Annotated in this window: 1 rRNA gene; it reads right to left on the bottom strand. The window is 52.7% G+C overall.

The window, feature by feature from the left end:
* A 16S ribosomal RNA gene (locus M6G53_RS25260) occupies positions 1 to 389 on the bottom strand; the annotation flags it as partial.

Below are 389 nucleotides of genomic sequence, written 5' to 3'. Positions count from 1 at the left end.
GGGCTACGGACTACTAGGGTATCTAATCCTGTTTGCTACCCACGCTTTCGCGCTTTAGCGTCAGTATCTGTCCAGTAGGCTGGCTTCCCCATCGGCATTCCTACAAATATCTACGAATTTCACCTCTACACTTGTAGTTCCGCCTACCTCTCCAGTACTCTAGTAAGGCAGTTTCCAACGCCATACGGAGTTGAGCTCCGCATTTTCACATCAGACTTTCCTTGCCGCCTAGACGCGCTTTACGCCCAATAAATCCGGATAACGCTTGCGACATACGTATTACCGCGGCTGCTGGCACATTAGGCGGACTACACGGGTTTCTAATTACCGCGGCTGCTGGCACCCGATGTGGACTACTGGGGTATCTAATTACCGCGGCGGCTGGCACG

The sequence above is a fragment of the Serratia nevei genome, assembly GCF_024160145.1.
Classification (GTDB): domain Bacteria; phylum Pseudomonadota; class Gammaproteobacteria; order Enterobacterales; family Enterobacteriaceae; genus Serratia; species Serratia nevei_A.
The sequence above is the reverse complement of the archived record's forward strand: the minus strand, read 5'-3'. Positions and strand labels throughout refer to the sequence as shown.